This is a genomic window from Sphingopyxis sp., from assembly GCF_050725615.1.
Lineage (GTDB): Bacteria > Pseudomonadota > Alphaproteobacteria > Sphingomonadales > Sphingomonadaceae > Sphingopyxis.
The window spans coordinates 1-3,623 of sequence record NZ_JBOHHU010000156.1 but is presented as its reverse complement, the minus strand read 5'-3'; the positions used below and the strand labels follow the sequence as shown (position 1 = coordinate 3,623).

Below are 3,623 nucleotides of genomic sequence, written 5' to 3'. Positions count from 1 at the left end.
GCGCAAAGGCGCAAAGAAGAAAAAGCTGGATTGCTTGGAGAGTCGCATGCCTCTCCGCGGCCTTCGCGGGGATGACGGATATTATTGAAAATCGGCGAGATTGAAGTTCTCGGCGAAGGCTGCAGCAAGGCTCTCCGGCGTCAACGGATCGATGATGGGCAGGCGGCCGAGGCGGCGGACGCCGGCGATTTCGGCGATGATCGCCTCGCTGTCTTCGACCGCGTCGCCGAGGAAGGCGAGGCCGTGGATCGGGACGTCGCGGCTTTTCAGCGCTTCGATGGTCAGCAGGCTGTGGTTGATCGTGCCGAGCGCCGTGCGCGCGCAGATAATCACCGGGATCTGCCAGCGCGCGAACATATCGGCGTAGAGCAGGGTGCGGGTGAGCGGGACGAGGGCGCCGCCGGCGCCTTCGACGACGATCGGGCCTGGCGGCGGCATCAACTGGTCGCTGTCGATCGTCACGCCGTCGATCTGGGCCGCGAGGTGCGGGGAGGCGGGGGTGGCGAGCCGGTAAGCCTCGGGCACCACCGCGACGCCGGCGAGACGGGCGACGGTTTCGCTGTCGGTTTCCTCGTCGAGCCCCGCCTGCACCGGTTTCCAATAGGGGGCGCCGAGCGCGCCCGCCAGCGCGGCGGCAAAGACGGTTTTGCCGATGCCGGTATCGGTGCCGGTGACGACGAAGCGCGTCATGCCGCCGCCATCGACGCGGCGAGCGTGTCGGCCATGTGGTCGATGTCGCTTTCGCCGACATTGAGGGTGATCGCGATGCGCAGCCGCGCCGTGCCCTGCGGCACCGTCGGCGGGCGGATGCCGCGAATGTCGAAGCCCGCGTCCTGTAGCGCGCCCGCGATGCGCATCGTGCGGGCGTTGTCGCCGATGACGACGGGGAGGATCTGGCTGCCGCTGGCGGGCAGGCCGAGCGCGGCGAGGCGATGTTCCGCGTGACGGACGAGGTCATGGAGGCGCGCTGCCCGCTCGGGCTCGCCGGCGACGATCTCGAGCGCGTGCCGCACGAGCCATGCCATCAGCGGCGAGGGGGCGGTCGAGAAGATGAAGGGGCGGCCGCGGTTGACGATGAAATCGCGGACGATCGCGGGGCCGCAGAGCAAGGCGCCCTCGCAGCCGAGCGCCTTGCCGCAGGTGTGGAGGGTGATGAGGTTGTCGCGGGCCCCGAGGACATGGGCGAGGCCCTGACCCGAGGGGCCGTAGACGCCGGTCGCGTGCGCCTCGTCGACGATCAGCACCGCGTCGTGGCGGTCGGCGACGATGGCGAGGTCGGCGAGCGGTGCGCGGTCGCCGTCCATCGAATAGAGGCTTTCGACCGCGATCCACGGGGTGCCGGCGCCGCCCCTGGCGCGCCAGGCGGCGATCGCGTCGTCGAACGCCTGCGGGTCGTTGTGCGCGGCGGCGACGCGGTCGGCGCGGCCGAGCTTCATGCCGTCGTGCGCGCTCGCGTGGATGAGTTCGTCGTGGACGATCAGGTCGCCGCGTTGCGGCAGCGTGGCGAACAGCGCGGCGTTGGCGGCGAAGCCGGTCGAGAAGAACAGCGCGGCCTCGCTGCCATAATGGCGCGCGGCGTGCGCCTCGAGCGCTTCATGCTCGTCATGGTTGCCGCGCAGCAGGCGCGAGCCGCCCGAGCCGGCGGGCAGACCCTGGCGGAGGCCCGCCGCGAGCGCTTCGTTGAGCAGGTAGGAGCCGGCGAGCGCGAGATAGTCGTTCGACGCGAAGTCGATGCCGGTGCGCGGGGCGAGGGCGCGGCGGCGGTTTTCGGCGCCGAGAGCCGCGAGGTCGGCGTGGTGGGCAGCGAAGGGGGCTTTCGTCATGCCACGGCCTCCCGCGTCAATCGCGCCGTAAAGCCTGCCGCTCTGCGGCGGTCAACCGGTGCGGGCTGGCCATCGGCTGTAGCGTTTGGGCGTCGAACAATTCGCATCGCCGGCGATCGCCCGACAAGATGTCGCGGATCATCCGCGGGAAAAAGCGCCGCATCAGCTGACCCATGCTCATCCTCGGCAGCGCGCTGGTGTCGCCCGCACCATCCTGGGTGAAGAGGTGGCCGCGCGGCGGGCCGAGCAGCGCCGCGCGCGTCGCGGCGTCGCAAGCGGCGAGCTGGGTCGTGATGTAGGGGATCTTGCCGTTCGCATAGCTGTTGAACAGCGGCATGTTGCAGCAGGTCGCGTACCAGCGCAGCGTCGGCTTGTCGGTCAGATGGACGCAGGCGAGGCGATCGCGGCCCGATGCGAGCCGCATGCGCGCACATCGCGACTGATACAGCGCCGTGCCGCCATGCGCGTCGAGCACGCGGTCCGCATGGCCGAGATAGCGGGTGAGGTCCTGGCAATCGGTGCAATGGCATATCACATGGTCGCCTTGGTCCGGACCGACGTTCAGCAGGGTCCCGGAGACGGCGCCGCATTCGCAGGCGAAGGAGAGGTCGGATGCCATGATCCATCCCTAGCTCCTTGCCCGCGATTGCGGAAGCATCCGTGTGGCCGCCGGGCCCCGCCGGCGGCCTGTGGCGGCGGTCAGTTCTTCGACTTGTCGACCAGCTGGTTCTTGGCGATCCACGGCATCATCGCGCGCAGTTCGCCGCCGACCTGTTCGATCGGATGCGCGGCGGCGGCCTTGCGGCTCGCCTTGAGCTCGGGCTGGCCGGCCTGGTTGTCGAGGACGAAGTCCTTGACGAAGCGGCCCGACTGAATGTCCTGAAGCACGCGCTTCATTTCCTTCTTGGTCTCTTCGGTGATGATGCGCGGACCCGTTTTGATGTCGCCATATTCGGCGGTGTTCGAGATCGAGTAGCGCATGTTCGCGATGCCGCCCTCATAGAGCAGGTCGACGATCAGCTTGGTTTCGTGGAGGCATTCGAAATAGGCCATTTCGGGGGCGTAGCCCGCCTCGACCAGCGTCTCGAAACCCGCCTGGATCAGGTGGGTGATGCCGCCGCAGAGAACGGCCTGTTCGCCGAAGAGGTCGGTTTCGCACTCTTCCTTGAAGGTCGTCTCGATGATGCCGCTGCGGCCACCACCCACGGCGGAGGCGTAGCTGAGCGCCAGCGCCTTGGCGAAGCCGTTGCCCGACGCGCCCGCGCCCTGGGCTTCCTGCGCGACCGCGATCAGGCAGGGGACGCCGCCGCCCTTCTGATATTCGCTGCGCACGGTGTGACCGGGACCCTTGGGCGCGACCATGAAGACGTCGATGTCGGGGCGCGCCTCGATCAGGCCGAAGTGGATGTTGAGGCCGTGGGCAAAGGCAAGCGCGGCGCCGGGCTTCATGTTCGGGCCGATGTCGTCGGCGTAGATTTTCGCCTGATGCTCGTCCGGAGCCGCGATCATAATCACGTCGGCCCATTCGGCGGCTTCCTTGTTGGACAGCACCTTGAAGCCGGCGGCTTCGGCCTTCTTCGCGGTCGCCGAACCGGGACGGAGCGCGATCGCGACCTCCTTGACGCCGCTGTCGCGCATATTCTGCGCATGGGCGTGGCCCTGGCTGCCGTAGCCGACGACGGCGACCTTCTTGTTCTTGATCAGATCCTGGTCGGCGTCGCGATCGTAATAAACCTGCATGTCATTCTTCCCTATTTTTCTGCCGTCACCCCGGACTTGATCCGGGGTCCCGCTGATCAC

At 68.2% G+C, this 3,623-nt stretch carries 4 protein-coding genes; all 4 read right to left on the bottom strand.

The genetic code is table 11. The features are described from left to right. Positions 1-81 precede the first annotated feature (81 nt). Positions 82-690 (bottom strand): dethiobiotin synthase, encoded by a 609-nt coding sequence (gene bioD, locus ACREB7_RS20735; protein ID WP_431594149.1) that lies wholly within the window; start codon positions 688-690, stop codon positions 82-84. Next, positions 687-1,823 (bottom strand): 8-amino-7-oxononanoate synthase, encoded by a 1,137-nt coding sequence (locus ACREB7_RS20730; RefSeq protein WP_431594148.1) that lies wholly within the window; start codon positions 1,821-1,823, stop codon positions 687-689. The genes bioD and ACREB7_RS20730 overlap by 4 nt, the downstream gene beginning before the upstream one ends. Before the next feature lie 16 nt (positions 1,824-1,839). Then, complete coding sequence (locus tag ACREB7_RS20725; RefSeq protein WP_431594147.1) at positions 1,840-2,442, bottom strand: DUF6151 family protein; 603 nt, start codon at positions 2,440-2,442, stop codon at positions 1,840-1,842. 80 nt (positions 2,443-2,522) lie between these two features. Continuing rightward, on the bottom strand, positions 2,523-3,563 hold the full coding sequence (ilvC, locus tag ACREB7_RS20720; protein WP_431594146.1) for a ketol-acid reductoisomerase: 1,041 nt from the start codon (positions 3,561-3,563) through the stop codon (positions 2,523-2,525). Positions 3,564-3,623 lie beyond the last annotated feature (60 nt).